Source organism: Citreimonas salinaria (genome assembly GCF_900107235.1).
Taxonomy (GTDB): Bacteria; Pseudomonadota; Alphaproteobacteria; order Rhodobacterales; family Rhodobacteraceae; genus Citreimonas; species Citreimonas salinaria.
On record NZ_FNPF01000005.1, the window covers coordinates 180,171 to 205,781 of the forward strand.

25 protein-coding genes and 1 tRNA gene are annotated in these 25,611 nt (G+C 64.5%); 10 read left to right on the forward strand and 16 right to left on the reverse strand.

The features are described from left to right. Positions 1 to 24 precede the first annotated feature (24 nt). Positions 25 to 582, forward strand: coding sequence for a lipid-binding SYLF domain-containing protein (locus BLW27_RS08690; RefSeq protein ID WP_089882240.1), 558 nt, complete (start codon positions 25 to 27; stop codon positions 580 to 582). Positions 583 to 689: 107 nt separating this feature from the next. Here BLW27_RS08690 and BLW27_RS08695 read toward each other — a convergent pair whose 3' ends face one another. Further along, a complete protein-coding gene (locus tag BLW27_RS08695; protein WP_089882242.1) occupies positions 690 to 959 on the reverse strand; it encodes an usg protein in 270 nt (89 codons plus the stop codon). A 188-nt stretch (positions 960 to 1,147) separates the two neighbouring features. Between BLW27_RS08695 and gyrA the strand changes: the two genes are divergently transcribed. Continuing rightward, positions 1,148 to 3,919: a DNA gyrase subunit A gene (gene gyrA, locus BLW27_RS08700; protein WP_089882244.1), complete on the forward strand. Its 2,772-nt coding sequence runs from the start codon at positions 1,148 to 1,150 to the stop codon at positions 3,917 to 3,919. Positions 3,920 to 4,102: 183 nt separating this feature from the next. Then, positions 4,103 to 4,507, forward strand: coding sequence for a DoxX family protein (locus BLW27_RS08705; RefSeq protein ID WP_089882245.1), 405 nt, complete (start codon positions 4,103 to 4,105; stop codon positions 4,505 to 4,507). Between the two features lie 110 nt (positions 4,508 to 4,617). Here the strand turns inward: BLW27_RS08705 and BLW27_RS08710 are convergent, their stop codons facing one another. From BLW27_RS08710 to BLW27_RS08720, 3 genes are all read right to left on the reverse strand, one after another. After that, positions 4,618 to 6,102 carry a carboxypeptidase M32 gene (locus tag BLW27_RS08710; protein WP_089882247.1) on the reverse strand — a complete coding sequence of 495 codons (1,485 nt, stop codon included), beginning with the start codon at positions 6,100 to 6,102 and terminating at the stop codon, positions 4,618 to 4,620. Further along, on the reverse strand, positions 6,102 to 7,247 hold the full coding sequence (ctaA, locus tag BLW27_RS08715) for a heme A synthase (RefSeq protein WP_089882249.1): 1,146 nt from the start codon (positions 7,245 to 7,247) through the stop codon (positions 6,102 to 6,104). Before ctaA ends, BLW27_RS08710 begins: the two co-directional genes overlap by 1 nt. Positions 7,248 to 7,348: 101 nt before the next feature. Continuing rightward, positions 7,349 to 8,098, reverse strand: coding sequence for an RNA methyltransferase (locus tag BLW27_RS08720; protein WP_089882251.1), 750 nt, complete (start codon positions 8,096 to 8,098; stop codon positions 7,349 to 7,351). Between the two features lie 154 nt (positions 8,099 to 8,252). On the opposite strand from BLW27_RS08720, the gene BLW27_RS08725 reads away from it, so the two are divergent. Then, a complete protein-coding gene (locus BLW27_RS08725; RefSeq protein ID WP_089882253.1) occupies positions 8,253 to 8,870 on the forward strand; it encodes a thiamine phosphate synthase in 618 nt (205 codons plus the stop codon). Between the two features lie 4 nt (positions 8,871 to 8,874). Here the strand turns inward: BLW27_RS08725 and olsA are convergent, their stop codons facing one another. The 3 genes from olsA to BLW27_RS08740 form a co-directional block, all read right to left on the reverse strand. Beyond that, entirely contained in the window at positions 8,875 to 9,702 is an 828-nt protein-coding gene (gene olsA / locus BLW27_RS08730) for a lyso-ornithine lipid O-acyltransferase (protein ID WP_089882255.1), read from the reverse strand. Beyond that, on the reverse strand, positions 9,699 to 10,481 hold the full coding sequence (olsB, locus tag BLW27_RS08735) for an L-ornithine N(alpha)-acyltransferase (protein ID WP_089882256.1): 783 nt from the start codon (positions 10,479 to 10,481) through the stop codon (positions 9,699 to 9,701). The genes olsA and olsB overlap by 4 nt, the downstream gene beginning before the upstream one ends. A gap of 95 nt (positions 10,482 to 10,576) precedes the next feature. Beyond that, on the reverse strand, positions 10,577 to 10,777 hold the full coding sequence (locus BLW27_RS08740) for a DUF3553 domain-containing protein (protein WP_089882259.1): 201 nt from the start codon (positions 10,775 to 10,777) through the stop codon (positions 10,577 to 10,579). Positions 10,778 to 10,803: 26 nt separating this feature from the next. Here BLW27_RS08740 and BLW27_RS08745 point away from each other — a divergent pair, with 26 nt between their 5' ends. Continuing rightward, positions 10,804 to 11,409, forward strand: a complete 606-nt coding sequence (locus tag BLW27_RS08745) for a histidine phosphotransferase family protein (protein ID WP_089882261.1) — start codon at positions 10,804 to 10,806, stop codon at positions 11,407 to 11,409. A gap of 41 nt (positions 11,410 to 11,450) precedes the next feature. Here BLW27_RS08745 and BLW27_RS08750 read toward each other — a convergent pair whose 3' ends face one another. The 7 genes from BLW27_RS08750 to BLW27_RS08780 all read right to left on the reverse strand — a co-directional run bounded on the left by BLW27_RS08750 (position 11,451) and on the right by BLW27_RS08780 (position 17,777). Then, positions 11,451 to 12,713 (reverse strand): glutamate-5-semialdehyde dehydrogenase, encoded by a 1,263-nt coding sequence (locus BLW27_RS08750; RefSeq protein WP_089882264.1) that lies wholly within the window; start codon positions 12,711 to 12,713, stop codon positions 11,451 to 11,453. 54 nt (positions 12,714 to 12,767) lie between these two features. Continuing rightward, positions 12,768 to 13,904, reverse strand: a complete 1,137-nt coding sequence (gene proB, locus BLW27_RS08755) for a glutamate 5-kinase (RefSeq protein WP_089882265.1) — start codon at positions 13,902 to 13,904, stop codon at positions 12,768 to 12,770. Further along, a complete protein-coding gene (gene obgE / locus BLW27_RS08760) occupies positions 13,892 to 14,935 on the reverse strand; it encodes a GTPase ObgE (protein WP_089882268.1) in 1,044 nt (347 codons plus the stop codon). The genes proB and obgE overlap by 13 nt, the downstream gene beginning before the upstream one ends. A gap of 159 nt (positions 14,936 to 15,094) precedes the next feature. Then, on the reverse strand, positions 15,095 to 15,634 hold the full coding sequence (locus tag BLW27_RS08765; protein ID WP_089882269.1) for a GNAT family N-acetyltransferase: 540 nt from the start codon (positions 15,632 to 15,634) through the stop codon (positions 15,095 to 15,097). A 153-nt stretch (positions 15,635 to 15,787) separates the two neighbouring features. After that, positions 15,788 to 16,057 carry a 50S ribosomal protein L27 gene (gene rpmA / locus BLW27_RS08770; RefSeq protein ID WP_089882271.1) on the reverse strand — a complete coding sequence of 90 codons (270 nt, stop codon included), beginning with the start codon at positions 16,055 to 16,057 and terminating at the stop codon, positions 15,788 to 15,790. Positions 16,058 to 16,069: 12 nt separating this feature from the next. Next, entirely contained in the window at positions 16,070 to 16,687 is a 618-nt protein-coding gene (locus BLW27_RS08775; RefSeq protein WP_089882273.1) for a 50S ribosomal protein L21, read from the reverse strand. Positions 16,688 to 16,964: 277 nt separating this feature from the next. Beyond that, the gene (locus BLW27_RS08780; RefSeq protein WP_177177853.1) at positions 16,965 to 17,777 is read right to left on the reverse strand and encodes a hypothetical protein; all 813 of its coding nucleotides are present in this window, start codon (positions 17,775 to 17,777) and stop codon (positions 16,965 to 16,967) included. Positions 17,778 to 17,985: 208 nt separating this feature from the next. On the opposite strand from BLW27_RS08780, the gene BLW27_RS08785 reads away from it, so the two are divergent. The 4 genes from BLW27_RS08785 to BLW27_RS08800 all read left to right on the forward strand — a co-directional run bounded on the left by BLW27_RS08785 (position 17,986) and on the right by BLW27_RS08800 (position 22,208). Beyond that, positions 17,986 to 18,075 (forward strand) — tRNA-Ser (locus BLW27_RS08785). 512 nt (positions 18,076 to 18,587) lie between these two features. Further along, positions 18,588 to 20,534, forward strand: a complete 1,947-nt coding sequence (locus tag BLW27_RS08790; RefSeq protein ID WP_089882274.1) for a toll/interleukin-1 receptor domain-containing protein — start codon at positions 18,588 to 18,590, stop codon at positions 20,532 to 20,534. 267 nt (positions 20,535 to 20,801) lie between these two features. Further along, on the forward strand, positions 20,802 to 21,671 hold the full coding sequence (locus tag BLW27_RS08795) for a nucleoside 2-deoxyribosyltransferase (protein WP_177177854.1): 870 nt from the start codon (positions 20,802 to 20,804) through the stop codon (positions 21,669 to 21,671). Beyond that, entirely contained in the window at positions 21,672 to 22,208 is a 537-nt protein-coding gene (locus tag BLW27_RS08800) for a restriction endonuclease (protein WP_089882277.1), read from the forward strand. A 367-nt stretch (positions 22,209 to 22,575) separates the two neighbouring features. Here the strand turns inward: BLW27_RS08800 and BLW27_RS08805 are convergent, their stop codons facing one another. Beyond that, the gene (locus tag BLW27_RS08805; protein WP_089882279.1) at positions 22,576 to 23,595 is read right to left on the reverse strand and encodes a PD-(D/E)XK nuclease family protein; all 1,020 of its coding nucleotides are present in this window, start codon (positions 23,593 to 23,595) and stop codon (positions 22,576 to 22,578) included. A 330-nt stretch (positions 23,596 to 23,925) separates the two neighbouring features. Between BLW27_RS08805 and BLW27_RS08810 the strand changes: the two genes are divergently transcribed. Further along, positions 23,926 to 24,483 (forward strand): recombinase family protein, encoded by a 558-nt coding sequence (locus tag BLW27_RS08810; RefSeq protein WP_089882281.1) that lies wholly within the window; start codon positions 23,926 to 23,928, stop codon positions 24,481 to 24,483. 69 nt (positions 24,484 to 24,552) lie between these two features. On the opposite strand, the gene BLW27_RS08815 is transcribed toward BLW27_RS08810, so the two are convergent. Beyond that, entirely contained in the window at positions 24,553 to 25,479 is a 927-nt protein-coding gene (locus tag BLW27_RS08815; RefSeq protein ID WP_143042226.1) for a hypothetical protein, read from the reverse strand. Between the last annotated feature and the right edge of the window lie 132 nt (positions 25,480 to 25,611).

Here is a 25,611-nt window from a genome sequence, read left to right on the forward strand (position 1 = left end):
AGAAACCAGGAAACGGGCGGACACATGACACTTTCGCGACGGACTTTCACGATCGGCCTTGCGGCCGGCACCCTGGCGCTGGCCGGCTGCGCCAACGGCGTGGGCAGCCGCGGCCCGCAGCTGATCGACGCGCGCGTCGACGCGACGCTGAGCCAGCTCTACGCCGACTATCCCGCGACGCGCGACCTGGCGGACAAGTCGACCGGCATGCTGGTGATGCCGCTGGTGACCGAGGCCGGGCTTGGCCTGGGCGGCGCCTACGGCCGCGGCGCGCTGCGCGTGGGCGGCGCGACGGTCGACTACTACTCGGTCGCCAAGGCCAGCGGGGGCCTGCAGATCGGCGCGCAGCAATACGCGCACGTGCTGTTCTTCATGACAGACGAGGCGCTGCGCAACTTCCGCCGCTCGCCCGGTTTCGCCGCCGGCGCCAACATGGTCTACGCCACGCCCGAACGCGGCGAGACGCTGTCGGCCGAGACGACCACGTCGCTCGCGCCGATCATCGCGGTGGTCTTCGCGCAGTCGGGCCTGCGTCTGGGGGCGACGCTGGAAGGCGTCAAGTATTCGCGCATCATTCCCTGAGCAATCCCCCCGGCGGCGCGGGGTGGCGGGAGCTCTGCCCCCGCGCCCCCGCCCTTTCCCGTGAACTTCGGCGAGCAGAGACGCGCCCCGTGCGGGCGGATAGCGTGTCAGTGGTAGGTCAGCTCTCCGACGACATTCTGCCATGCGCCGGAGGACACGAGACGCCGGTGCGTGAAGCGCACCGAGTGCAGCGGGCCCTCGATCTCGTCCTGCCAGAACTCGATGAACGAGAAGAGGCGCTTGTGATCGGGGGCGAGGTCGTAGTCCTGCCAGACGAACGTGTTCAGCACGCTCTTGTAATCGGGCAAACGGTAGAAGAATTCGGCCGTGGTCAGGCCGTAGCCCTTGAGCATCAGTTCGGTTTCCGTTTCCTGCATCGGTCCACCTTTCGTGACGATAGGTAGATGGTGCCGCCGGAAAAGTTTCAAATCAATGAAAACAGTATGTTAGCAGATACCGGCCCCGGCTGCCAAAGCCGGTGACCCGCCCGGCATTGCACCCCATATCCAGCATCTGGTATACGGGCCCCAACAAGATATGGCAGTAACAGCAGCAGGCATCCGACGTGAGCGATACGCCGCAACCCCCTGACGACGAACAGGAAATTCCAACCCCGCGGTCGGGACCGGCGATCGACATCATCGACGAGATGAAGTCGAGCTATCTCGACTACGCGATGAGCGTGATCGTGAGCCGCGCGATCCCCGATCTGCGCGACGGTCTGAAGCCCGTGCACCGGCGGATTCTGTACACCCTGTGGGAGAACGGCCAGACCTCGACCAAGCCCTACCGCAAGTGCGCGACCGCCGTGGGCGACGTGATGGGCCGATACCACCCGCACGGGGACTCGGCCGTCTACGACGCGCTGGTGCGGATGGCGCAGGACTTCTCGATGTCGCTGCCGCTGATCGACGGCCAGGGCAATTTCGGCAGCATGGACGGCGATCCGCCGGCCGCCTACCGCTATACCGAAAGCCGCCTGCAGAAGGCCGCCGAGGCGCTGCTCGAGGACATCGACAAGGACACGGTCGACTTCGTCCCGAACTACGCCAACGAGCGGCAGGAGCCGGTCGTGCTACCCGCCCGCTATCCCAACGTGCTGGTCAACGGCGCCGAGGGCATCGCGGTGGGCATGGCCACGCGCATCCCGCCGCACAACCTGGGCGAGGTGATCTCGGCCACGCTGGCGATGATCGAGAACCCCGAACTGACCAGCGAGCAGCTGATCGACTACATCCCCGCGCCGGATTTCCCCACCGGGGGCGTGATCCTGGGCCGGTCGGGCGCGCGCAAGGCGTATCTCGAAGGGCGCGGCAGCGTGATCATCCGCGCCAAGACGCGGATCGAGGAGTTGCGCAAGGATCGCTACGCCATCGTCGTGGACGAGATCCCGTACCAGGTGAACAAGGCCACGATGATCGAGCGGATCGCCGAGGCCGCGCGCGACAAGAAGATCGAGGGCATCGCCCACGTCCAGGACGAGTCCGACCGGCACGGCGTGCGCGTGGTGGTCGAGCTGAAGCGCGACGCCACCGCCGAGGTCGTGCTGAACCAGCTGTACCGCTTCACGCCGATGCAGACCTATTTCGGCTGCAACATGCTGGCGCTGAACGGCGGCAAGCCCGAGCAGCTGACCCTGCGCGCCTTCCTGACCGCGTTCCTCGACTTCCGCGAGGACGTGGTCGCGCGCCGCACCGCGTACCTGCTGCGCAAGGCGCGCGAACGCAGCCACGTGCTGTGCGGCCTGGCGGTCGCGGTCAGCAACGTGGACGAGGTCGTCGCCACCATCCGCAGCTCGGCCGACGCGGCCGAGGCGCGCGAGAAGCTGATGACGCGCCGCTGGCCCGCGAAGGAGATCGCGCCGTTCATCCGGCTGATCGATGACCCCACCCACACGATCAACGACGACGGCACCTACAACCTGTCCGAGATCCAGGCGCGCGCGATCCTCGACCTGCGGCTGCAGCGCCTGACGCAGCTGGGTGTCTCCGAGGTCACGGACGAGCTGGAGGACCTGGCGGCCAAGATCAAGGATTACCTCGACATCCTCGGTTCGCGCGAGCGGATCATGGAGATCATCACCAACGAGCTGACCGCCATCCGCGACGCCTATGCCGTGCCGCGCCGGACCGAGATCGTCGACTGGGCCGGCGACATGGACGACGAGGACCTGATCGAGCGCGAGGACATGGTCGTCACCGTCACCCAGGGCGGCTACATCAAGCGCACCGCGCTGGCCGATTTCCGCGCGCAGAAGCGCGGCGGCAAAGGGGTGTCCGGCGGCCAGCTGAAGGACGACGACGTGGTCACCACGCTGTTCGTCGCCAACACGCATACGCAGCTGCTGTTCTTCACCACCGCCGGCATGGTCTACAAGCTGAAGACCTGGCGCCTGCCGCTGGGCGGGCGCACGTCCAAGGGCAAGGCGATCGTCAACATCCTGCCGATCCCCTCTGGCGTCAGCATCGCCGCGATCATGCCCGTCGACCGCCCCGAGGAGGAATGGGACGACCTGCAGATCGTCTTCGCCACCAGCGCGGGCGACGTGCGGCGCAACGCGCTGTCGGACTTCACCAACGTGATGCGCAACGGCAAGATCGCGATGGACCTGCCCGAGGGCGTGGAGCTGGTGAACGCGCGGATCGCGTCGGAAGATGACGACGTGATGCTGTTCACCGACTCGGGCCGCGCGATCCGCTTCCCGACCACGGCCGTGCGCGTCTTCAAGGGCCGCAAGTCGACCGGCGTGCGCGGCATCCGCCTGCAGAACGGTGACCGTGTGGTCAGCATGTCGATCATCCGCCACTTCGAGGCGAGCCCGGCCGAGCGGGTCGCCTACCTCAAGATGCGGCGCGCGATGGCGGGCCTCGTGGACGAGCACGAGGTGGACGAGGACGATGCCGAGGAGGCAAACGCGACCGACGCGGTCGAGATCGACTATCCGCGCATGTCGGCGGCCGAGAACCTGATCCTGACGATCACCGCCAACGGCAGCGGCAAGCTGTCGTCGTCGCACGACTACCCGGTGCGCGGGCGCGGCGGCCAGGGCGTCATGGCGATGGACCGCGCGATGCGGGGCGGGCCGCTGGTGGCGTCGTTCCCGGTCGAGATGGGCGACCAGATCATGCTTGCCACGTCCAGGGGCCAGTCGATCCGCGTCCCGGTCGAGGGCATCAGCTTCCGCTCGCGCAACGCCGGCGGGGTGAAGGTGTTCAACACCGGCAAGGGCGAGGAAGTCGTCTCGGTCGCGTGGATCGCGGAAGAGAGCGACAACGACGTCGAGGACGCGACGGGCGACGTGGCCGGGGACACGCCCGGAAACGCCGGCGAGGAGTGACCCTCGCAGGGCGCGGCCGGCCGATCCGGCAGCCGCGCCCCGGTGCCCTCCCGACGCTGGCGCGGGAGCCGCAGCGGCATCTTGTGCGTTGATGCACCAACTCTGTTGGAGTTCGGCGGATTTCCTTACCTGGCGCACAGTGCCATTTGTCTGCGCATCTCTTGACGCAAGGAAAACGCAACAATGACCTCCACGACCACCAACACCGTTCTGCTGGCAGCCCGCATCATGCTGGGCCTGCTGTTCCTCATCTCCGGCTTCGGCAAGACCGGCGACGTGGCCGGCTTCGCCGGCTTCATGGCCTCGGGCGGCATCCCGGCCTTCCTGGCCTGGCCGGTCGTCCTGTTCGAGATCCTGGGCGGCCTCGCCCTGATCCTGGGCTTCCAGACGCGCATCGTCGCGCTGGCGCTGGGCGCGTTTTGCCTGGTTTCGGGCACGCTGTATCACTTCGACCCGGCCGACCAGATGCAGATGACGCAGTTCCTCAAGAACCTGGCGCTGACCGGCGGCTATCTGTCGCTGGCGGTGATCGGCGCCGGCGCATGGTCGATCGACGGCCTGCGCGGCGGTCAGCCCGCCCACGCCTGAAAGCCCCGCGCGCCCCTGCCCTCGGGGCCGCTGGCGATCTGGTGACGACGAAGGCCCCCTTCCTGCGAAGGGGGCCTTTTCGTGCTCGGGTCGGTGAAAGCAGGACCGGGTTAGAGCCCGTAGATGTCGCCGAACTTCGCTTCGAGATAGGACAGCAGCGGCGCCTCGGACAGCGGAAAGCCGCAGGCGCGCTCGATCACCTCGCGCGGGCGGTAGAGGCCGCCGTGGCGCTGCAGGTTCTCGCGCAGCCAAACCACTGCGGGGCCGGTATCGCCCCGTGACAGACGGTCGTCCACGTCCGGCACAGCGCGGCGCATCGCCTCGTTCAGGCAACCCGCATAGACGTTGCCGAGGCTGTAGGTCGGGAAGTAGCCGAACAGCCCCGCCGCCCAGTGCACGTCCTGCAGCACGCCGTGCGCGGGCTTGTCGACCGGATAACCGAAATCCGCCTCGAACCGGTCGTTCCAGGCGGCCTCGAGGTCACCGGGGTGCAGGTCGCCGGCGATCAGTGCGCGCTCGAGGTCGAAGCGCAGCATGATGTGCAGGTTGTACTGGATCTCGTCCGCCTCGGTGCGGATGTAGCCCTTCTTCACGCGGTTCACGGCGGCGTAGAAGGAATCCTCGTCGTCGATGCCGAAATCGCCGAAACGGTCGCGCATCCGGGCGAACAGCCACGATGTGAAGGCACGCGAGCGGCCGAGCTGGTTCTCGTAGATGCGGCTCTGGCTTTCGTGCACGCCCATCGACACGCCCGATCCCAACGGCGTCAGGCGATACGCCGGGTCGACGTTCTGTTCGTAGCTGGCGTGCCCGACCTCGTGGATCGTGGAATAAACGCAGTTGAACGGGTCCTTCGGATCGGTGCGCGTGGTGATGCGCACGTCGTCGCCGGACCCGGAGCTGAACGGATGCACAGCCATGTCGATTCGCCCGCGCGACAGGTCGTAGCCGAAGGCCTGCGCCACCTCGCGCGACAGCCGCAGCTGGAGGTCCTCTTCGAACTGGCCGGACACGCCCTGCGGTTCCGGTCGCGCGAGCACGGCCTCGCGCAGCGCGACGAGGCGGGGACGCAGCGCGCCGAACATCGCCTCGAGTTCGGAGGCCTTGGCGCCGCGCTCGTAATCGTCCAGCAGCGCGTCGTAGAGCGGCCCGTCGCCCGCCAGCGCCTGCGCTTCTTCGCGGCGCAGCGCCAGCACCTCGGTCAGGACCGGCAGGAAGGCCGAAACGTCACCGGCCTTGCTCGCGTCGACCCAGACCATCTGCGCGCGGGAGATCGTGCGCGCCAGCGCCGAGGCAAGGCGCGCGGGCACCTTGGTCGCGCGGTCGAAGTTGTGGCGGATGTGGCGGATCTGCGCGCGGCCGACCTCGTCCAGCGACGCCTCGTCGATGCCGGAAAGCCAGTCGCCGACCTCGGGGGCGACGCGGCGGGCGTGCAGCACGTGCTCCATCGCCGCCATCTCGTCGCCGCGCTGCTCGGCCGAGCCGCGGGGCATCACCGTCTCCTGGTCCCAGGACAACCGGCCGGCGACCTGGGCAAGCGCCTCGGTCTCGCGCTGGAAGGCCATCAGCGCCTGGTAGCTGTTACTCGTACTCATCACTTGCCTCGGATCGATTGGTGAACGGGATAGCGCGCGGCGAAGCGCGCCCGGAGGATCAGCACCCACAGGATCACGGCCAGCACCTGGTGTGCGATCGCGATCTGCCACGGCGCGCCGTACAGCACGGTGACGATGCCCAGCACCACCTGCAGCGCCAGCACGGCGAGGACCGCGTGGAAGCGGCCCCGCGTGTCGGCATTGGCCGAGCGGCGCCCGCGCAGCCAGACGACCATGCCGAAGACCAGCAGCGCGTAGGCGACCATGCGGTGCATGAACTGGACGAGGCCGGGATTCTCGAAGAAGTTGCGCCAGACGGGTTCGAGCTCGAACGGGTACGGCGGGAGGAACTGGCCGGCCATCAGCGGCCAGTCGGTATAGCTGCGCCCAGCATCGATGCCCGCGACCAGCGCGCCGATCAGGATCTGCAGGAAGGTGAAGTGCAGCAGGCCGGTCGAAATGCGAAAGAGCCTTGGCTCGCCCTCGCGGCGGGCCTGCATCAGGTCCCGCTCGCTCCGGCCCAGAAGGAAGACGTACCAGGCGAGGAAACCGAGGATCACGAAGGCCAGGCCCAGATGCGTCGCGAGACGGTAGGAGGCCACGTCCAGCATGTCGCCCTCGAGCCCCGAGGCGACCATCCACCAGCCGATGGCGCCCTGAAGCCCGCCCAGCACGCCCAACAGCAGCAGGCGGCCGGTCCAGCCCGGCGGGATCTTGCGCGCGACGGCGAAGCCCAGGAAGCCCACGGCCCAGACGAGGCCGATGACGCGGCCCAGCTGCCGGTGGCCCCATTCCCACCAGTAGATGAACTGGAACTCGGTCATGGACATGCCGCGGTTCTGGATCTGGTATTCGGGGATGGCGCGATACTTGTCGAACTCGGCCTGCCACTCGGCGGCGCTCATCGGGGGCAGCGCGCCGGTGACGGGGCGCCATTCGGTGATGGAAAGCCCGCTGTCGGTGAGACGCGTCAGCCCGCCCACGGCGATCATGACCATGACCAGCGCGAACAGGATCATCAGCCAGACCCGGACCGCGCCGCGCGCGCCGCGCCGGGGGCTGTCGATCATGCCGCCCGCGGGGGTCCTCTGCGGCTCGGGGCGCTCTGCGCCGACCTCTTCGAATAGCTTGCGTTTCTGTGCCATGTGCCCCCCCCGGATCGTTCGCGCGGACAGTAGAGCCCGGCCCGAGGGGCTTCAAGCGCCCTGCCCGCTTTGCCGCACCCTGTCGCGCGGCGTCGTCACCGTCAGTCTTCGCCGCGTTCCTTCCAGCGGACCATCTGGCGCATCACACCGTGCAGGATGTGCACGTCCGCCGTGGTCAGCGGCAGGCGCGACCACATGTTGCGGAAGGTGCGCTTCATCGTGTCGGACTTGGTTTCGGGATAGAAGAAGCCCGCCTGGTCCAGCCTTTCCTCGTAATGGTCGACCAGGCGCGCCACGTCCTCGGCGCTGGCGCGATCCGTGCCGACCAGCCCTTCGGACACGGGCGTTGCCTCTTCGGTGGCGAGCCGCCATTCGTAGGCGCACAGCAGCACGCATTGCGCGAGGTTCAGCGAGGGGAAATCCGGGTTCACCGGGACCGACACGATCGCGCTGGCCTGGGCGATGTCGTCGTTTTCCAGTCCCGCGCGTTCGGGGCCGAAAATGAAGCCCACACGCTCGCCCCGGGCGATGCGGTCGCGGGCTTCCTCCATCGCGGCCTGCGGCGTGTAGACGGGTTTCGTCATGCCGCGCGGCCGGGCGGTGGTGGCGAAGGTGAAGTGGCAATCCTCGATCGCGCCGCGCAGGTCGCCGAAGGGCCGCGCCTCGTCCAGCAGGCGCCCCGCGCCCGAGGCCATCGCCACGGCCTGCGGGTTCGGCCAGCCGTCGCGTGGGGCAACGACGCGCATGCGGTCCAGCCCGAAATTCCACATCGCGCGCGCGGCCGCGCCGATGTTCTCGCCCATCTGCGGGCGGACGAGCACGATTGCGGGTTGGGCGGGATGCGGCGTCATGGGCGGTCCTCGGTCGTTGCGCGCCTTCCATAACAGCGCGGGCGGCCCGTGCAATCGCCTGCGCGACGCGGATGGTCAAGCGCCGCGACCCGCGTTATCACGCCGCGACAAGCCGGGCGCCACAAGCCGGGCGCGACGAGCGTGGGAGCATGACATGGCCGAGCAGGACCGACCGCAGATCTACCTTCTGACCCCGCCCGAGTTCGACCTCGGGTCGTTTCCCGCGCAACTCGACCGGGTGCTGCAGGGAGTGCCGGTGGCCTGCCTGCGCTTGTCTCTGGCCACCCGCGACGAAGACCGGCTGATCCGCGCGACCGACGCCGTGCGCGAAGTGGCCCACTCCGCCGACGTGGCGATGGTGATCGACACGCACGTGGTGCTGGCCGAGCGGCTGGGTCTGGACGGCGTGCACCTGCCCGACGGGGCGCGATCGGTGCGCGCGGCGCGAAAGACGCTGGGGGCGGATGCGATCGTGGGCGCCTTCTGCGGCCAGTCGCGTCACGACGGCATGAACGCGGGCGAGGCCGGCGCCGATTACGTCGCCTTCGGTCCCGTGGCCGGCGCCCTGGGCGACGGCGCGCTGGCCGAGCGCGACCTGTTCGCCTGGTGGTCCGAGATGATCGAGGTGCCGGTGGTGGCCGAGGGCGGGCTGACGCCCGAGGCCGTGCGCGCGCTGGCCCCGGTCACCGACTTCATCGCCGTGGGCGAGGAGATCTGGCGCACCGACGATCCGGCGGCGGCGCTGCGCGCGCTGGTCGACGCGATGGGCTGACGCGTCAGGCGTGATCGGACGCGGCCGCGTGGCCCGACCGCACTTGCGCCTCGAGATGCGAGGCGAGGCTCTTGCGGTTGGGATGCGCGTCCACCCGCACCGGCGGATGCCAAACCAGCGAAACCCGGCCCTGCCTCCGCTGCGCGAGCACCTCGAGAAGCGAGGGCGCGAAATCCATGTCGCCCCACCAGCCGTAGAAGGCCGGCCGCGCGCCGGGCGGCGAACGGTAGGTCAGGCTGATCGCCTGGATATGCGCGTCGTGGCGCAGGGCGTCGTCGTAGAAGGCGGCGAACAGCGTGGTCTTGAAGGGAAGCACCTGCCGCCCGTCGGTCGAGGTGCCTTCGGGGAAGAACAGCAGCCGGTGGCCCTCCGACAGGCGCTTCTGGAACAGTTCGGTCTGGGTACGCGCCTCGCGCCGGTCGCGGCGGATGAAGACGGTGCCGGTGGCGCGTGCGAGCCAGCCGATGCCGGGCCACGAGGCGACCTCGGACTTGGACACGAAATAGACGTTCTGGAAGGCGTTCAGCACGAAGATGTCCAGCCAGCTCGTGTGGTTCGCCACCTGCGCGCCCTCCACCCGGATCGGTGTGCCGCGCCTGTCCACGCGCAGGCCCATGATCGCCAGCGTCACGCGGCAGACCCCTTGGGTGATCCAGGGTGTCACCGGGCGGCCCTGCCCCGCCAGCGGACGCTCGACCAGCCGCAGCGCCAGCAGCAGCCCCAGCCCGCCGAACACCACGCCCGCCATCGCCGTACCGCGCAAGCCGGCGCGAAGCCAGCCGGCGGGACCGATCGGATCGGGTGCGGGGATCGTCGGCGCCGTCCAGGTCATACGCGCCCCCGCGTGTAGCGAGCGCTGGCCGCCCGATCCAGCCGGGTGGTGTCCATCACCAGGCAGACGTCGGTGGTGTTGAAGGCATCGTCGACGAAGGCCCCCTCGCCCACGAAGCCACCCATTCGCAGGTAGGACTTGATCAGCGCGGGCACCTGCAGCATCGCGGCGCGGCGGTCAAGCGTGGCCTCGGGCAGCAGGTCCATCGGCTGGCACTGGCGCGCGCGCACGCGCAGCGGCTCGGGCGCGAGGTGGCGGTGATGCAGCAGCGACAGGGGCGCGGCCAGCCGCTGCGGATCGGTGCCGTGGAAGCTGGCGACCCCGAACAGGATCTCGATCCGGTGGTCGAAGACGTAATCCGCCAGCCCCTGCCACAGCGCATAGAGCGCCGCGCCGCCGCGGTGATCGGGGTGCAGGCAGGACCGTCCGAGTTCGAGCAGCCGGCGCCCCGAGCGTTTCAGCGGCGCGAGGTCGTATTCGTCCTCGGAGTAGAACTGCCCGGCGCGGGCGGCGGCCTCGTCGCGCAGCAGGCGATAGACGCCGACCACCTGGCCGGGCGCGTCCGCGAGCGTCAGGATCAGGTGGTCGAAGAACGGATCGAAGCGGTCGCGCTCCAGCCTTGCCGCGTGGTCGACCAGCGGCCCGTCTCCGCCCAGCTCCTCGACGAAGACGGCGTAGCGCAGGCGCTGGGCCGCCTCGATATCGGCACGCGTCTCGGCCAGCCGGACGGAGAAACCGGTCTGAGGCGCAGGTCCTGTCAATGTGGCCGCATCGGTCATTTCTCGTATCCTGCCAACACGATAGAGCCTCGCAAATTCACCCTCGGGGGTAGGCATCCGCCAAAAGCATCGCTAATACGGAACAAGCGGGCGGCTCAAGGCCCGGAATCGAAACCGGAATCCAGAACGGGGATCAGCGACACGTGCGCGCCGTCGAGCACCATCTTGCCTTCCTCGCGGAAGTTGACGGTGATCTTGCCGCCGATGTTGGACTGCACCTGCCCGTGGCCCCATTCGGGGTGGTCGGGGTTCTGCACCAGCATGCCGGGCTCCAGCAGGGCGTTCAGTTCCTCCATGTTCTCTCCTTAGACAGGATGACTTGATGACCGATCATATGGCCTCTCTCGCAGCTTTGGTAGGATCGCGGCTGTGTCACGATCTCATCAGCCCGATCGGGGCCATTCAGAACGGGCTGGAACTGGTGGCGCTGGCGGGCAAGGCCGACACCGGCGCGGAGATGGCCCTGATCCAGGACAGCTGCGACAGCGCCTCGGCGCGGATCAAGTTCTTTCGCGTCGCCTTCGGCAGCGCAAATGACGGGCAGTCCATCGGCGCGCGCGACGCGGCCGCCACGCTGGAGGCGATCACCCGGTCCACGCGCATGAACACGCAATGGGCGGCGGCGGACAAGATGGCGCGCTCGAACGTGCAGATGGTCTACCTGGGTTTCCTGTGCTGCGAAAGCGCGCTGCCGGTGGGCGGCACCGCCCGAATCGAGGGCGGCGACGGCCGCATCCGGATTGAGGCAACGGGCAAGCGCATCGCGGTCGACGATCGGGCCTGGAGTTTCCTGGCCGGCGGCGGTGAGCTTGACGACCTGACGCCGGACAAGGTGCAGTTCGCCCTGCTGTCGACCCTGGCGCGCGACCGGGGCCGAACGCTGTCGGCGCGCCCCGCCGAGGACCGCATCGAGATCACCATCGGCTGAGCGGCGATCCGATGTCGTGACGCGCCGCGACCGCGCGGCGCTCAGCGCACCGTTCCGTCGCCGGTCACCAGGTACTTGAAGCTGGTCAGCTGCTCGGCGCCCACCGGGCCGCGCGCATGCATCTTGCCGGTGGCGATGCCGATCTCCGCGCCCATGCCGAACTCGCCCCCGTCGGCGAATTGCGTCGAGGCGTTGCGCATCAGGATCGCGCTGTCGAGCCGCTGGAAGAAGCGGTCGGCGGCCGCGTCGTCCTCGGTCAGGATGCAGTCGGTGTGGTTCGAGCCGTAGCGCCGGATATGCGCGATGGCGGAGTCGATGTCGTCGACCACGCGCGCGGCGATGATCATGTCGAGGTATTCGCGGCCCCAATCGTCCTCGGACGCGGGAACGGTGCCGACGATCTTCGACAGCGTCTCGTCGGTGCGCACCTCGACCCCGGCCTCGATCAGCGCGCGGATGACGCCCTGGCCGATCGTGTCGACCACGTCGCGGTGGATCAGCAGGCATTCGGCCGCGCCGCAGATGCCGGTGCGGCGGGTCTTGGCGTTCTTCACCACCTCGAGCGCCTTGAGCGGGTCGGCCTCTCGGTCGATGTAGATGTGCACGATCCCCTCGAGGTGGGCGAAGACCGGCACGCGCGCCTCGCGCTGCACGAGCCCCACCAGCCCCTTGCCGCCGCGGGGCACGATCACGTCGATCGTGTCGGTCATGGTCAGCATCTCGGACACCGCGGCGCGGTCGCGGGTGGGCACCAGCTGGATCGCGTCCTCGGGCAGGCCGACGGCGCGCAGCCCTTCGACGAGGCAGGCGTGGATCGCCCGCGAGGAGTGGAAACTTTCCGAGCCGCCGCGCAGGATCACCGCGTTGCCTGATTTCAGGCACAGCGCACCGGCATCGGCGGTCACGTTGGGGCGCGATTCGTAGATCACGCCGACCACGCCCAGCGGCGTGCGCACGCGGCGGATGTGCAGGCCCGAGGGCCGGTCCCATTCGTCCATCACCGCGCCCACCGGATCGTCCTGCGCGGCGACCGTGCGCAGGCCGATGGCGATGTCGGCAATCCGCTCGGGGCTGAGCGTCAGCCGGTCCATCATCGCGTCGCTCAGGCCCTTCTCGCGGCCGTAGTCGAGGTCCTGCGCGTTGGCGGCGAGGATCTCGGGCGCCTGCGCCTCGACCGCGTCGGCGGCGGCTTCGAGAGCGCGGCGCTTGGCCTCCGGCGCGGCATAGGCCAGCACCGCGGCCGCGTCACGCGCGCGCCGACCCATGTCGTGCATCAGGGCGGGGATGTCGGTCAGGTCCTTCATGGGTCTGGTCCCTGTCGCTGGAGTTGCGTCAATGTACTGCGCCGTCCCGGGCGGTCAAAGCGCCATGTCGTCCCGGTGGACCAGCACGGCGCGCCCGGGATAGCCAAGGATCGCCTCGATGTCGGCGCTTTGGTGCCCGGCGATGGCGCGCGCCTCGGAGGCCGAGTAGCGGACCAGCCCGCAGCCCAGCGTGGCGCCGTCGGCGGCGCGGATCGCCACCGGGTCGCCGCGCTCGAACGCGCCGGTGACGGCGCGCACGCCCGCCGGCAGCAGCGAACGGCCTCCGGCGAGGGCGCGGGCGGCGCCTTCGTCCACGGTCAGGGTGCCGCGCGTCTTCATCGCCGCGATCCAACGCTTGCGCGCCGCCTGCGGGTCGAGCTGCGGCGCGAACAGCGTCGACGGCGCGCCGTCCTGCAGCGCGCGCAGCGGGTGCATCGGCGCGCCGAGGCCGATCAGCATGGCGCAGCCGGCGGCGGTGGCGGTGCGCGCGGCCATGACCTTGGTCTTCATGCCGCCCTTCGACAGGCCCGAGCCGGCGTCGCCGGCCATCGCCTCGATCTCGGGGGTGATGGCGTCGACCACGTCCAGCCGGCGCGCCTGCGGGTCGATCTGCGGGTTCGCAGTGTATAGCCCGTCCACGTCCGACAGCAGCACCAGCAGGTCGGCGCCCACCGTCGCGGCCACCTGTGCCGCCAGCCGGTCGTTGTCGCCGTAGCGGATCTCGTCCGTCGCCACCGTGTCGTTCTCGTTGACGATGGGCAGCGCGCCGAGGCCCAGCAGGGTGCCGAGCGTGGCGCGCGAGTTCAGGTAGCGCCGGCGCGAGGCGCTGTCCTCGAGCGTGACCAGCACCTGCCCGGTGACGATGCCGTGCGGCGCCATGACCTGTTCGTAGGCGCGCGCCAGCCGGATCTGTCCCACGGATGCCGCCGCCTGGCTTTGCTCGAGCGGCAGCGTGCCCGCGGGCAGCCCCAGCGCGCCGCGCCCCAGCGCGATCGAGCCGGAGGAGACCAGCACCACCTCGGCCCCGCGCGCCTTCAGCGCGGCCACGTCGGCGGCGAGGCTGACCAGCCAATCCTCGCGCAGGCGACCGGACGCGGCGTCGACCAGCAGGGCCGAGCCGATCTTGACCACTATCCGCCGCGCATCCGCCAGGGTCGCGGTGGCGGGCCGCGCGTCGCCTAGGGCTGCCACGATCCGCCCTCGTCGTCGTCCGCGACAGCGGCCTCGGCCCGGTCGCGGCGCTGGACGTGCGGACGCAGCGCGCGCAGCACGTCGATCACGCCCTCGCCCGTGGCGCCGGACATCAGCCGCACATCCTCGGCGCCGGCCTCGTGCAATTCGTCGCGCAGGAAGGCGCGTTCCTCTTCGTCCAGCGCGTCGATCTTGTTGAGCACGGTGACGCGCGGCTTGTCGGCCAAGCCTTCGCCGTAGGCCTCGAGTTCGTTGCAGATGGTGCGCCAATCCTCGATCAGCGTGCCCGACGTGCCGTCGATCAGGTGCAGCAGCACGGCCGAGCGTTCCACGTGGCCCAGGAACACGTCGCCCAGGCCGCGGCCCTCGTGCGCGCCCTCGATGAGGCCGGGAATGTCCGCGACCACGAATTCGCGCCCGTCGACCTCGACCACCCCCAGATTCGGGTGCAGCGTGGTGAAGGGGTAGTCGGCGATCTTGGGACGCGCGTTCGACGTGGCGGCAAGGAAGGTCGACTTGCCCGCGTTGGGCAGGCCGACGAGGCCAACGTCGGCGATCAGCTTCAGCCGCAGCCACAGCGTGCGCTCGACACCCTCCTGCCCGGGGTTGGCGCGGCGCGGCGCCTGGTTGACGGAGGTCTTGAAGTGCAGGTTGCCCCAGCCGCCGTTGCCGCCCTTGGCCAGCAGCACGCGCTCGCCCAGGGTCGAAAGGTCGGCGATTACCTCCTCGCCCTCCTCGTCGAGGATCTCGGTACCCACGGGCACGCGCAGGGTGATGGCATCGCCGGAGCTGCCCGTACGGCCGTTGCCCGCACCGCCCTGCCCGTTCTTGGCGAACCAGTGCTGCTGGTAGCGGAAGTCGATCAGCGTGTTCAGCCCGTCCACCGCCTCGGCCCAGACATCGCCGCCCCGACCGCCGTCGCCGCCGTCGGGGCCGCCGTATTCGATGAACTTCTCGCGCCGGAACGAGATGGACCCGTTTCCGCCGCTGCCGGACCGGATGTGCACCTTGCAGAGATCGAGGAATTTCATGGTGTAGATCCAATCATGCGCACGGGGCCACGAGGCGCACCGTGCGGTCTAGCCGGGAACGCGCGGCCTCTCAAGCCGGCAGCGCCCATTGTTCCGGCGAAAATGTCCCGCGATCGAAGACCCCGCGGCGATGTCAGGAGCGGTAGAACCCCTGCCCCGTCAGCCCAGCTTGCGCAGGTAGGTCCAGGTGGGAACCGTCGCCTGCCGCGCCACGCTGAAGGCCTCGGCGTCGCCGATATAGTCGAAGCCGCTATGCACCAGCACCCGGGCCGAGGCCGGGTTGTCCTGGAACACGCTGGCGAACAGCGTGGCCGACCCCAGGGGATTGGCGTCGATCATCGCTGTCACCGCCTCGGACGCGAGGCCCGTGTTCCATGCCGGCGGCGCCACCCAGTATCCGATCTCGGCCTGGCCGTGATCCATCGGGGTCAAACCGATCGTGCCAAGAAGCTCGTCGCCGCCGATCTTGGTGGCATCCATCACCCAGACGTTTTCCACCCGGTCAGCGCGCAGGCTGCGCGTGACGAAGGCCTCAGACGCGCCGGGCGGCAGCGGGTGCGGGATCGACCGGGTCATCCGCGCGACCCGCTCGTCCCCCGCATAGAGGTCCAGAAGGCCGATATCTGACCGCCGCAGCGGGCGCAGGTCGAACCGCTCGGTCGCGATGACCGGCTGGTTCTGAACGGTCGCCAGACCCATGTGCTCTCCTCCTCCGGCAGCGTCGCGATCCCGTCGCGGCGCCTCCCTCTACCACGATGTGGTTACGGCTTTGCTGCCGCGAAAACCCCGCAACGGCGAGGGGGACCGGCGTTCCGCCGATCCCCCTCGTGACGTGTCGCGGATTGTCGGCGCTTACTCGGCGGCTTCCGCCACCGGCAGGACGGAAATGAAGGTGCGACCCTTCAGACCCTTGTGGAAGGTCACGGCGCCCTGCTCGGTCGCGAAGATGGTGTGATCCTTGCCCATGCCGACACCCTCGCCCGGCCAGAAGCGCGTGCCGCGCTGGCGAACGATGATGTTGCCGGGGATGGCCGCCTGGCCACCGTACAGCTTCACGCCCAGCCGGCGGCCGGCCGAGTCGCGTCCGTTGCGGGAGGAACCGCCTGCTTTCTTGTGTGCCATTGGTCTTTCTCCTTAGCCTTTGGCCAGATCGTTGGCCTGCTCGACCCACTCGGGCTTGACCTTGGTCGCCTCGAACGTGTCGGGATCGACCTTGGCCAGATCGGCGAACGTGGTGATGCCGGCTTCGTTGAGTTTCTTGGCGGCGGCGGGGCCGACACCGGTGATCTTGGTCAGGTCGTTGCCACCCGCGGCGGGCGCCGCGTCGGCCTTGGGCGCTGCGGCCTTCTTCGCTGCGGCGGCCTTGTCGGCCGTGGCTGCCGGAGCAGCCTTGACCGAACCGGCACCGATCGCAGCCTTCACACCGCTCTTGTCCGCGCCCTCGGCCAGGATCTCGGTCACCTTGATCAGCGTCAGCGACTGGCGGTGGCCCTTGGTGCGCTGCGAGCCGTGCTTGCGGCGGCGCTTGACGAAGTGGATCAGCTTCTCGCCGCGGATCTGGTCGATCACCTCGGCCTGCACGGCTGCGCCGGCCACGGTGGGTGCGCCCAGCACGGTCTTGTCGCCGCCCAGCATCAGGACGTCGTTGAACTGGATGGTCTCGCCTGCGTCTGCGGCCAGCTTCTCGATCCGGAGCATGTCGCCCTGCTGGACCTTGTACTGCTTGCCGCCGGTTTTCATCACCGCGAACATTGGTGTCTTTCCTTCTCGTTTCCCGCGTTCTTCGGCCCCTGCGAACGGCAGTGTCGTGGCCGGCATCCCGGCCGCCTGGAACGGCGCGCCCCGTCGTGGGCGATGGTGACGGCCCCGTGATGGACCTGTTTCTGTACCCCGTGCGGGGCGTGGATGCAGCGACCCGGTCGGGCAGTGCAACATCACGCGAACGGAAGACCCCGCGGGGCCTGCGTCTCGTCGCGCGCTTATGCAGGGGGTACCCCGCCTTGTCAAGCGCGCGACGGGGCGCCGCGGCCTACAATTCCTGGACCGTCATCTCGCGTGCCGCGGCCAGCCCGAGCGCGTAGGAAATGTCGTCATACATGGCGTTGAACGCTTCGAACAACGCCGCGTTCAGCGCCCGGCCCGCATCGGCCTCGGCCAGGTCGACATAGGCTTCCAGCACCTCTGGTTCGAGCGGGCGGTAGGCCAGCAGCAGGAATCCGTAGACCCATTCGCGGGTGTCGGCGCGGGTTTCTTCCTCGGTGCTCCAGACCTCGCGCAGGATCTCGTCCTCGCTCATGTCGATCGCGCCGCCATCGGCCAGCCCGGAATAGAATCGCAGCGACGCGTTGAGCGCGCCGGCCACGTTGGCCTCGACCAGGTCGCCCGCCTCGACGAAGCGCTCGACACGCTCGAGCCGCGGGGAATCGTCTTCGGCCGCGAGTTCGCGATAGCGCTCTCGCGCGGCCTCTTCGACCGCGTCGTCGATCATGGCCTCGCGCGCGGCGATTTCCAGCGACACGATCTCGCGGCCGTCCTCTCCGTCGAAATACCGCACCAGGGGCGCGATGGCGTCGGGGTCGATGGCGGCGGTGAATCGCGCCTCGACCAGCGATTCCATGCGGTCGGTGTCGTAGATCTCGTCCAGCAGGCCGGCCCACGAGGGCCCCGGCGGCGCGCCGAACAGGTCCGAGCCCAGCTCCTGTCCATAGGCCAGCCCCTCGAGGCGCATCACGCCCAGCAGGTCATCCAGCCGCAGCAGGTCGTAAAGGTCGCGCGCATCCTGCGCACGGGCGGGCAGCGCGGCGGATAGCGCCAGCGCGAGGACGGTGAAACGAACCAGCATCGGAACTCCTGCATGCGACGCGGCGAAGGTAGGCCCGGTGACCGTCATTTCCAATAGCCGCCGTCGCTTCGGCGCGACGCGCCGGCGGATGCGGCAAAGCCTGTCCGCGAATGCATGGCAAATGCGGCGTTTCCCCTGCCTCGCGGCAAGAAGCGAAAATTCCTTGTTGCGCCCCCCGCCTCGAGGCGATACATGCCCGCCAGACCGCGGAGAGGTGCCGGAGTGGTCGAACGGGGCGGTCTCGAAAACCGTTGACCCTTCACGGGGTCCCAGGGTTCGAATCCCTGTCTCTCCGCCACTACACTGGCTTAAGCTACTGAATTATCGGTAGTTTTATCCACCAAAGCAAGAGGCCGCCCACACTGTAGCCCACACTTGCTTTAGCGTTCAGGTGCGCGGCGAAGGCTCGGCTCGAGACACGAGTCCTAAGCGTTATTCGTCGCGGCCCGGTTCTTTCTGTACCGCACGGCAATCGGGTCCGGCAGAGCCTATCCAAATCATATCGGTGAGCGAGAGCATCGATTTTCGCTGCACCACGAACCACGGTTCAGAAAGGGCGGGGAGCGGGAGTTCGCTGCACCTTGTACCGATGTCCGCTATGCGCAGGAAGCGGGCTTTGCAAAGCTTGGCGGCATGCCCTTAGCGGATCAGACTCGACCAACTAAAAGCTACTGGATCACAGTGCCGCTTCAGCAAGTGAACATACTCGGAACTTCGAGGGTTGAACATGCTTTCTGGTTAGAGCAACATTCGCTGGGAGACCCGATCAAATAGAATGCGGGTTTAATCTCAGCAACGCATGGCTCGATAATGAAGATTTTCATTTCGCACTCATCAAAAAACGCAGTTTATGGGCAGGCTTTAGTGAACCTGCTGACTGGATTGGGTGTTGCCCACGAGAGCATTGTCTTTACAAGCAACACCTCATACGGAATTCCAGTCGGCAATAATATTTTTGATTGGTTGAAGACTCAAATATCCGACCGACCATTCGTTATCTTCTTGCTGTCTGCAGAGTATTATTCAAGCGTCGCTTGCCTTAACGAGATGGGAGCAGCCTGGATCGTAGAAAACCAGCATGCGGCAATCTTTACGCCAGATTTCGACCTAAGCGATGTTAAGTTTAGAGATGGAGCTTTAGATCCTCGCGAGATTGGCTTTTTCCTCAATGATGAAGATCGAGTCACAGAATTCATTGAGACTCTGCGCGCAAACTTTGAGATCACAACCAAACAAGTTGTGATAAGTCAAAAGCGTCGAGAATTTCTTGAAAATGTTAATTCACTCAATCCCCAAGATGGCGTTGCGGCCGAGAAGCGCGGGGAAAAAGCCTTATCTGTGCAAAAGCCGGATGAGAGCGGAGAGGCGTCAAACAAGGAACTCCGCATACCAGACCCTTCGGCGGATTTGAATGATTTTGAGCATCAATTCCTCATGGGTTTGTTCAGCAACGATGAGGCGCATTCGAACAAGGTTTCAGAGGCCTACCTTGAGACGCTCCGTCCCGAGGATCTCGATGCGATCGGCGAGTGGAAATCGTTTTGCGAGTTTTTTAAGCTGAGCTGGTCCGAGCATGGGGATTTGGCCAGCCTCGCCGCACTAAGCGATGAGTACGGAAAAAACCCTTTAGTACGTCAACGCGTGGCGCAAGGCTATCTTCACTTCGAGGATTTTAGGAAGGCTAAAGCCCATTTTCGTGCAGCAATTGAGTGTACCGATGACCGCAACCGAAAGCTTGGTTTTTTGGGAGAACTGGCGAGGATCTCGCAGAAGCAAGGTAGCAGGGAAGAGGTGTCTGTGATTGTCGCAGAGATGCGAGATCTTGTAGACGGTCCAGAAAGTGAAGAGCTGCTGCTAGCCAAACTTGCCGATCTTTCTGATTGGTACCAAGACGATGTATTAAAGGCTGCGATGTTAGAAAGGGAGCTTTCTATCGATCCAACTGACATATCAAAGCGATTTGACCTAGCCTATATCCATTCGCAGACCGGCAATGAGGCTCTTTCCATGTTCCACTATGAAAAAATTCCTGCCAGCCAGAGGAGTGGAATGGTCTGGAACAACTTGGGGGTCGCCTATCAGCACTTCTCGTTAAGTGGAAAATCAATTGATGCTTTCCGGAAGGCTGCAGAAAAAGATGAAACACTTGCAATGAGCAACCTTGCATACCAATTCATAGGCTCTGGACTCTTGTCTGAAGCTGAGGAGTTACTCAAGGAAGCCCAGAAGCATCCGAGCTACCACGACAATGTGGCGTCGGCGCTTGTCCGGTTGAAGAAAATTCCGGAAGAGGAAACTAAAACCCACAAAGACAAGTTGAAAGGGGTTAGTTCGAAGAGCGACTTCCTTAGCCATGTAGGCGAACATCTTTGGCAGCGAGCGCCCGACGATGTTCCTAAGACAATGATTGACCCAGACTGTGAATTGGATGTCAGGATAGAAGGTGAGAGCTTCGTCGCAACCGGGACGTTTCAGAAGAATGAACCCCCGTTGGTCAATGCATTGGTCGGCACTTCCAGTCCGCCCGCGACTGAGACCTACACTGTCGAGTACCGAGGGCGTTTTGTCGGAAGAGTCGCAATAGGTGAGCGTACAAAAAAGACTAAGCACAGCAAGTCAGCGGCTTCTACGCTTCTCGGCCTTGCTGCAAATACGCAAAAATTCATCATAGTCATACCCGAAGGCGCGAAAAAAATTCGCGGTCAGTTAGGCAACGATTTGTTAGATTTTGAGTCGGGTGATTATAATATCGAGTGACCGCTTCGGGCTTGGAGCGGTCATTAGACACATTTCGCACCAAGGTCAGCATTGGGTCGGTCACGTCGGCGACACAAGAGGGCGAAGAGCGGCCAGTCGCTGCGCTGGCTCCGAAGGTATGCTTCAAAGGTCCTAGAAGACAGACGATTGAGAGCTGGATGCCCGCATTGACGTGTCCGATGCGCGATATGCTCTAGGCTCGATCTGAATGTGAGAATAGATTTAGCCCTCTAGGCACATCCACGATGGTAGGATATGATCTGGATCATGAGAAAGAATCTGCACCACCACTATTCCCGGTGTTTCATATCCGCGCCCTATGGCATGGATTTAGGCGTGCTACCCACCCTCTTGGGCGAACGAAATATCGCATGGAATTGGTCAGAGGATGCCCCCGCCGGAACAGGGTACGCGCCGACGATCCAGCGTTGTGACTTCGTTGTTGCCGTTCTTGACGGGACCCAGAATGATCAGCGAGTTCTCTACGAAGTTGGGCTCGCGGAAGGATTGAACAAGCCCGTTTTTGCCATCGCTATTAGCAAGCGTGTTGGAAAGGTTGCCCGATCACTGTTTTCTTTCGTGGACACGAAGCTCTCTGAGGGGGCTGCGTTGTCCTTCCATTTGGACGCGTTTCTGTCTACGCCACACGAGACAGTATTTGAGAGAGACCGCCGGTCGTTTTCATCGCGTGTTTTTGAGCCGGAAGAGCCTACTGTGCCTGCGCAGCAGTTTCACTCACAGCTCGAGGCCCGAGTTTACGCAACAATCACGGACGTCGGAGGCAGCGCGATTGCTGAGCCGAAAAACGGGGATTCGCGCATCCGACCTGATCTCCTCATGTGGCTTGGATCGCAGGACGCAGAACTGTTCGACCCTGCAGTCATCGAAATAAAGGGGCAATTACTTGATGCATCGGCAGCGAAGCGCGCCGAGAAACAGCTTCTGGACTTCATGCAAGTCTCCGGCGTTAGATGTGGCTTCCTCCTATCCGAGAACGAACCACCGCCGAAGCGGCGTCAAATGTCGCCTTACGTCTTTTGGATGTCCGTAGAGAAGTTCATTGCCCTTGCACAAAACGGCAATCTTGGCCGCCACGTCCGGGGTTTGCGCAATCGTGCCGCTCATGGATCGGCGTAGATGGTAGCAATTGTTCAAGCAGATATTCTCAATCATCTTGCCGCTGGTGACGCCGGAAACACTGACCAAAAAGGTAAGGCATTGGAAGACGTCGTTGAGCAGACCATGTGCCTGTTCGACGGGGTCGGATTGATAGATCGCAATGTTGAAGACCTCCCCGGGTCGCTTGAAATCGATCTGATTTTGTACAACCATCAAGTGGCAGGAGCAGGGCTACCCTTTTTTCCGCCATTGATGATTATCGAATGCAAGAATTGGGCAGCGCCGGTAAACACTGCCACTCTCCGGGCGTTTACATCCAAAGTTCATAGGATGAAGCTCAAGTTTGGATTGCTTTTCGCGGCTAATGGCATAACGGGTGATGCAAATGATGTAACCGCTGCCCACGCGCACCTCCGCGACGTGTTCAGCCAAGATGATGAAATCATTCTAGTGATCACCCGACATGAGCTTTGTGGTGTCGGGTCGACGGAGGAGTTGGGTATACTTCTTCGAAAAAAGTACGGCCGCTTTATTATGGGCATGGCAGCATTCTAATGTTAGCAAATCTGAAATTCTGATCCCATTCGCAACCTTCTTATTCAGTCTAAAGGTCGGCTGCTTCGAACTTGAAGTAGTCTTAAGCGTGACGTTCTCAAACTACCGCTTTGTCCCGCGTTGCTGACGGCCACGAGGTGAACAATGCTGCGGGACAGCGCCAGTGACCTGCCTTCTTTCAGGGCCACTCGTAAGTCGCGCCTGCTCTCCTTCTAGGTGCCATCATTGGCGGCATGAGCAATGAGCGCGGCGCAGGCGGCTACGGGAGGGACCTCGCGGTTCTCTACAGCAGCGACGGCCGCGAAGTGCGCGAGGGACTATTGGAGCGCGGATTGGCGAAGGCATCGAGGAACGCCAACTGGTATTCCTAATCGTACGTTGCCCCCCTCAGAAGGGCGCCAACATCTTGCGAAGAAACGTCCTGCTGCAATTCGTCGGTTTGCCCTAGTTCTGCAATGTCGAGGTACCGATGCCCCATCATGCCACCCGAAGACACCTTGCGAACATCTGTCTCAGCGAAGCGGTCGACCAGATAATATCGGTGGGGCGCAGACGCGAAGCCTCTAAAATAAACCTCTGCTTCGCCAATGATGGCACGGATGCGGTCCCGATGCTCGGCGCTCAGCGATCCAAACTCCTCGGCCTCGACGATTAGATCACCATTCTCTTTCCGGCATACGGCTGCGGCAACCAGTCGGCCAACGTGACTGATACGCTTTAGGCGATAGATCCCTAAGAAGTGCGCCCGAGTCCATTTCGGGTTCCGTTGCGCCGGTTCGAAGTAAGCTCCGTGCGCGATGTTCTCACGCCACGACTGACCGCAAAGCATCGCGACCAGCTTGCGGTGTTGATCCGGCAGAAGACTCTCGCCGCCAATGAAAGTCTGGTAGTCATCGAAGATCTGCCGCAGTTCGGGGTCATCAGAGCAGGCCACTTCAAGGGCTTCGAGCAGTTCCCTGTATGTCGTGGCGGCGAAGGTGATGCCGTTCTCAAGGGCCTTCTTCTTCCACCGCTCATCGTCGTCCTCGTCCGTACTGTTGGTTGTCAAGCCGATTAGAAAGGCTGAGTTCTCAGGATGCTTCTTTTCGGCGATTGAGCGCATGTGCCGCTTCAGCTGATCGTCGTAAAGTCCGTCGCCGCGTTTGGCCTCTACGTATACATGCAGTGGCTTCTGACTTATTACAGCGTCGGGGATAGAGTACACCGCTCCAACCTGCTGCTCGAAGCGCGGGCCAATTTCGACCTCGTCTTCCTCAAGCAGCGCCTGAAGAACGTCCTCCAGCAGTCTGGGCGACGATCGATACACGTGCCGCAACATGAGCAGGGTGTTGTTGGTAACGTGGTTCTCGCGCTGCGAGTACCTCTGGAAATGGCTAATCGCACTCATTTCGATCTCCTAATTTTCACTGAGGCTCGGCCAAAACGGAATCTGATGCAAGCGCAGCCACGGCATTTCTTTCTCGCATTGCTCAGTTCCGATGACCGGCGACCGCTTCTGCGATGAAGCGCCAATGGCAGCTCTGCCTGAACCAACCGCACAGCAGCATTCGCCCAGATATCCATATCGTTCGGGGCTACGCCGCCAGTCGCGCCGAGGCCGCACTTCAGGGTATACCCTGAAGTAACAGCTCGTCTGAGCACAATCGCCACGTAACATCCGGGTTGACGGCGACTATTTGTGACAGGGTAGCGTCACCTCAAAACCCTGAGGTGACACATGGCGAAAATCGGCTACGCACGGGTCAGCACGACTGACCAAGACCTTTCCATTCAACAGGACAGGCTAAAGCGTGAGGGCTGCGACTTAGTTCGATCAGAAATGATTTCGGGCGCGAGCCGTGCAGGTCGCTCTGAACTGGCAACGATTATCGAGTTCTTGCGGCCCGGCGACGAACTCATGGTCACTCGGATCGACCGGCTTGGTAGAGACACGCGCGACGTCCTGAACATCGTTCACGAGTGCGACGAGCGAGGTGCGTTCGTCACCATTCTCGACCCACATGTTTCGACGCGTGGTGAAATGGGCCGTGTCGTCATGACTGTGTTAGGCATGGTCGCCCAGATGGAGCGTCGCTTCATCAAGGAGCGCCAGAGAGAGGGCATCGAGCGGGCGAAGGGAAACCGGGTATACAAGGGCGGGAAGAGGCGGATCGACTACGAGCTGGTGAAGCGGCTGTCGGATGACGGACAGAATCCTACTGAAATTGCGCGCGCAATCGGCTGCTCCCGGATGCAGGTTTACCGGATACTCTCGGCAATCGGCGCCAATCCTTAATAGAGGAACCGAGCTTCGTTTTCAGTCAACATAGGATTTTTGATGCACCCGAGATTACGTCTGCTGCAGTCAGTCACGTACAAGCGGCGCATTGAAATGACGGATATCGTGCTGCCTCAGCAGGGCCATTATTTCCCCGGAAGGCTTACCTTCAGTGACCAGTATAGCTTCGACGGGTACATTCTCGCGCACATCCATCGCGGCCTTAACTGCGCGATACTTGATGCACTGGTAGACGCCACGTCTGAGATCAACATCATTCGAAATCCGCGACTTCACTTCGAGTACAATTGTTCGATCGACGAGATGATACACCACGTCGATGCGATCGCCAGAGTCTAGGCAGACTTCGGTTTCACTTCGCGCTCCTTTGCAGGACCGTCGAAGTTTCTCTGGGTTCGCGGTAACCCAAAGTCGCAGCGACTTGTGCAGCTCGCCCTCGCCGCCGGGTCCGTATTTGCGGCCACCGGCACCAAAATCATCCTCGTTGCCATTGTGACGCTTGTCGCGCTCGGCAGCGATCCAGTCCTGCGGCAAGCTGGTGTCGAATACCTTCTGGTAGAGCAAAGCCCACTCTTCGGCCGAGGCTGCATAGACTTCAGCGGCCGCACGATCAAAATATTCCCGCCACTTGGCGGGATGGCGCTGCTTATAATCAGTTCGAATAAGATTCTCGTTCTTGAACCGCCTCGCCATGAACGGACCCGCGCCCTCGCTCGGCATTTGATCCTGCTGGTTCACCACCAAAACGTTAATGAGCGGGGCAGCGGGATCCGCTTTCTGGATCCGGTGCATTAGTGCGCCTGCTACAAGGCCGATCCGAGTCGCGAACACCGTCGAGAAACCCTCTTCCGTTTCGAGCCGAGCCTTTACTGCCCCGTAGGTCATGGTCGAGCCGTCGAGAGCGGCGGCGATCAGCCAACGCATCGTCGGCGCCAGCGCATATTTCAGCAGATTTTCGTTTGTAGCAGCGTACCTTTTTGTGCGCTTGACCATTCCTGTTCCCCCGAAGAAATAGCGGGTGATAATCGGCCCCGCACCGGCTACGATTATGTGAGCGTTTATCGTTATGTTGAAGCAGTTTAACGTGGGGTTCGCTCGACGGCTTAATGTTCAGGAGCCGACTGG